Genomic DNA, 4,095 nt, shown 5'->3' with positions numbered 1-4,095 from the left:
AATTACATCAACACCAACCCAAACCATCGCACCAACCACCATAGGAATGGCAACTCCAAGAGCGACCGTCAAGCAAATAATCCCACCGACAACTGCACCAGTGGCTAAAAGCTTAAACAAATCACTTCCCATACTACCGCACCAATCAACTAAATGATAATCATCATTAAACATCAATTCATTAGTATTGATTGTTGCCGATATAATTAAACTTAAAACAGCCCCTTTCTTAAATCCATTTAATGTATCTTCAGCTAAAACACCCAACTGCTTAATTGTAGGGTTTGTAATTCTATATGGATAATTTTTTTTGATATTTAATCCATTAACAACAGCATAATACTTCTTAGGGTCATTCCAGAGACTGGATATTATTACTCGTTCTATTCCCTGAGCATCAATATATTGTTTAACTGTAATGCCAAAGCCACCTAAAGCTTTTGATATTTTTGCCGCAGTAATAATACCTATGCCCATATCTATTTTTGAATGAATGTCATCTAATAGTTTCAGAGTTTCACTTCCAATCGTTTCCCCTTCTTCATTTTTTTGATGCCAGATATTCATCGCACACTTTGCGGCATCATCAACAGAGAAAATACAAACTTGTGTATGTCTACCTTCTAAGTATTCTTTCAAATCGTCTTGTAGATCTTTGTTCCATTCTGGCTCTGTTAGATCGTAGGCCTGTAACGCTGCCGCGTTACGTTCTGCAGTAGCACGCACACGATTTTTTTCCCAACGAGCGTAATCTTCTTGGGTATACGTCAATTCAGCTTGACGCTCTCGACGTTGGCGGGCAGCTCGCTCCCTTACTGTTTCTTCTCGAGCTTGCGGTTTTCTTAATGACTCTTCTTCATGGAGTGGCTTATAACCTCCACCAGAAGAACTCAACGGTTTTTTCTTTCTATCCAAAAAATTGTGTGGCATCAGTTCACCTAACCTCAATTAACGTGATGACATCATAACGACTCTTAAAGGTGCGTAATATTGGTCATATGTTAAATAGGCAACTTCACTATCAAAAACACCACTTAGAAGCCCCTCAAACGCTCTGCAAGCCATTTTCGGCATCAAACTCACCCATAGACACACAAAACCATTCTGAAAGTTTGTGACGCTTCTAAGACGATTTACATAGCAATCAAACTTCACTCTCGATTCATTCAAAATCACTACTGAAATGCTCGTTTTTCACATGTTCACTACAGCTAGGCATTTTTCACTACCCAAAAATAAAGAATGCCTAGTTGGCTCAAACCACACAAATGGTCGTTCGACGCATCGCAACAATTATTCGAATTAAACTCACATTCACTGAACCAAAGAGTAACTCTTGTTACTTCAAAACTTGGCTCAAATGACAGCAAACTAACAGCGTGAGATCTTAAGATCATAGAGAAAAATGAAACACGCTAACTTGTGTCGAGATTTACGAAAAGAAAGGACGAAAAGCATGAACTTCAAAAAACGTTACATGACCATAATATTGCTCGCATTAGGATTAGGAAGTACTCAAAAAGCGCCTATCAACGAATTAACACTGAACCTTGAGTTACAACATAACTGCTTAGTTTGTTTGTCCTGGTGAAACTAAGCGAAGCGTTTTTACCAAGACAAACGAACCGGCAACGAGCTGCGCGAGGCGACAGCTCGAACAACGAAACAAAGTGAGTTAGTGAGCAATGTTTTTTTCTGGCTCAATCGCCCAAGCGCCCCCTTGCGGGGTTCAATTGCTAGTCAGAAAAAAATGCGAAGTGTTCAACGTAGCATCGAGAAAACAGGTGAGTTCCCGAACCTTTTTATCGACAGGGGGAGCCGAACCAAACGCCCGTTCCCAAACGAAAAGGCGAGCAGTTCCTAAACTGCGGTTTGGTTTGGGGGCTTGCCCCAAAATCCGTTGAGCAGGCGAGACCAAGTCCGTATAACGATGTAAAAACGAGACTCTTTGGACTTGTCCAAAAAGGGCGACATTTTTCACGCTCTATAGGGGCTTGGTCTCGCGGAGCGAGGCGGATTTTGCTTTAAATTAGAATTTGAATTGTAGGGGCGTCCAGCCCCGAAGATTTACATTCTAATTCATTGAAAAAGCACGCTTTTTCAATATTCGCCCTTTGGCGAAACATCCTTTTATTGTTTAGATTTCATCGGTGTCTGCGGTCGGGTACTATACTCCCCCGATGATAGACACCGATGGCAGAGGCCGATGAACACACAATATCTGATCCAAGATAAGACCGAACGTTACCAACGAAATGCAGACAACATGCAATGCGTCATACAGTTTTTAATACAAGAAACGTACTCCACAATCACCAACTTAATGGTGCTTTTGAATTATCAGAAAAGACAGCCTCTCGATCGTTTACTGGCAAAACTAAAAGGCTTAGGTCTCATCAAAAAGTACGAACTAAAAACGCCAAGAGGAAAGCTTGCATTGTGGGGAGTGACCGACTTAGGCCTTGCGCAAAACCAACAGAAAAGTAATGGCAGAGAGAAGAGTTTTGTACCGTACCGAGTCACGGCCAAGAATGCAGAACATAAAATGAAAGTACAGTTTGTGCAGCTCCAGCTACAAAAAAATGGATGGCGTGATTGGGAAAATGGTAAGCATGAAGATGTACGCAAAAAATATCAGGTAGCACACAAACCGAATGGTTTGGTGAAAAGTCCTTCGGGAGCAAAGATTGCACTCGAACTGATGCAAACAATTCAAACACCATCACGCTACCGGACCATTTTTAAAGATCACATACAGGCAAAAAAAGAGGGGTACTGGCATGCGGTCTTTTTCATCGTTGAGAGTAACGAAATGAAAAAGCTGTTAGAGAACCACTTCAACAAAATTGAATACATAAGGTTCAAAGAATCGAAGCACCCATTCGAGTATTATCGTTCAAACCTTTACCGAATCTTCACATTAGAAGAGGTAAAGACCTTACAAGAAACAAGAGACCAAAAGCGGTGAATAAGGTTGTCGCAAGACTCCCCAAATCAGCCCTTTCGGCTGCGCCGACCCCTACCCATTTCAACTCTAAACTTGAGTGATTTGGGTATCATCTATGGTCGCTTTCCGTGGAGTTTTGTCTCTTACCCTTTCGGGCTGCCCTGCGCTGTGTGTAAAGCTTTCGCCCCCGTTCCAGTCACACAACACTAATCAGTTATTCCTTTTCCGCTTGTCCCCTCTAGCAGCTACAAGGGGCGGTGTTATCGAGCTTTACGCTTAGTTCTGATTAGTGCCTTTACCTCTCACCTTTGGAACATCCCTTGGTCGGTGAGTGATGCGCGTCGTTCTGTCCAAAACATCTTGATTCCAAACAGAGTGCAGAAATACTCTTGAAGTGCTTACTTGATATGGTCTATCATGGAAGGACTTACACAACGATTTGGTCATCATTTGTGAGTATTCCGAAAAAACCACTCCGGCAAGAGTGGTTTTTTCACATCTGGGGATAGAGATTAATCCTAAAATCGTTAGATCTCAATGATCAATGCAAAGATCTTTGTTGCATACTCTTCTCAAATTTTTGTTTAATCAGCCCTATGGTATATATCTTTATCAAGAGATATATAAAATGATGTTCTTATCTTTTCTGTAGTAATTAAAAAGTAACCACTATCAACAAGGTGTTTCTTTATTGCATCTTTTCCAATCGTTCCAAAAACAACCCCAATGACAAATAGAAAACAAGGAATGTAAGTTCCTAAATATTTACTCCACTCTTTAGGTAATTCAGGACGCTTATTAAAACAAATACAAACAAACCCTATTATACTTAAAAACCAAAACCATGATAAAAAAGGAACTATAGAAAAAACGGAGGTTAACGCTATAGATTCTGGATGATATATATAAACATCCAGTATTGGGCTTATCGCATCAAATAATAAGAAAGGCATCCCGATTAATACAAGAGGGACTCCTAAAAAAATCAGAATTCTATTTAGCATTTGTGGCCTCTTTTAAGCCATTTATTATGTTTTCTTCTATCTTGTTTTCATCCCAAATATTAGAAATAATTACATCAACACCAACCCAAACCATCGCACCAACCACCATAGGAATGGCAACTCCAAGAGCGACCGTCAAGCAAA

Annotated in this window: 3 protein-coding genes; 1 reads left to right on the top strand and 2 read right to left on the bottom strand. The window is 40.4% G+C overall.

Annotated features, from left to right (window positions below):
• Positions 1–930, bottom strand: a 930-nt coding sequence (locus R8N28_RS23495) for a hypothetical protein (protein ID WP_318183472.1), incomplete at its 3' end; no start/stop codon positions are given.
• A 1,276-nt stretch (positions 931–2,206) separates the two neighbouring features.
• On the opposite strand from R8N28_RS23495, the gene mobC reads away from it, so the two are divergent.
• A complete protein-coding gene (gene mobC, locus R8N28_RS23490; protein WP_318183471.1) occupies positions 2,207–2,968 on the top strand; it encodes a MobC family replication-relaxation protein in 762 nt (253 codons plus the stop codon).
• 563 nt (positions 2,969–3,531) lie between these two features.
• On the opposite strand, the gene R8N28_RS23485 is transcribed toward mobC, so the two are convergent.
• Positions 3,532–3,951, bottom strand: a complete 420-nt coding sequence (locus R8N28_RS23485) for a hypothetical protein (RefSeq protein ID WP_025789263.1) — start codon at positions 3,949–3,951, stop codon at positions 3,532–3,534.
• Positions 3,952–4,095: the final 144 nt, after the last annotated feature.

It is taken from the genome of Vibrio sp. Vb1554, from assembly GCF_033344235.1.
The sequence above is the reverse complement of the archived record's forward strand: the minus strand, read 5'-3'. Positions and strand labels throughout refer to the sequence as shown.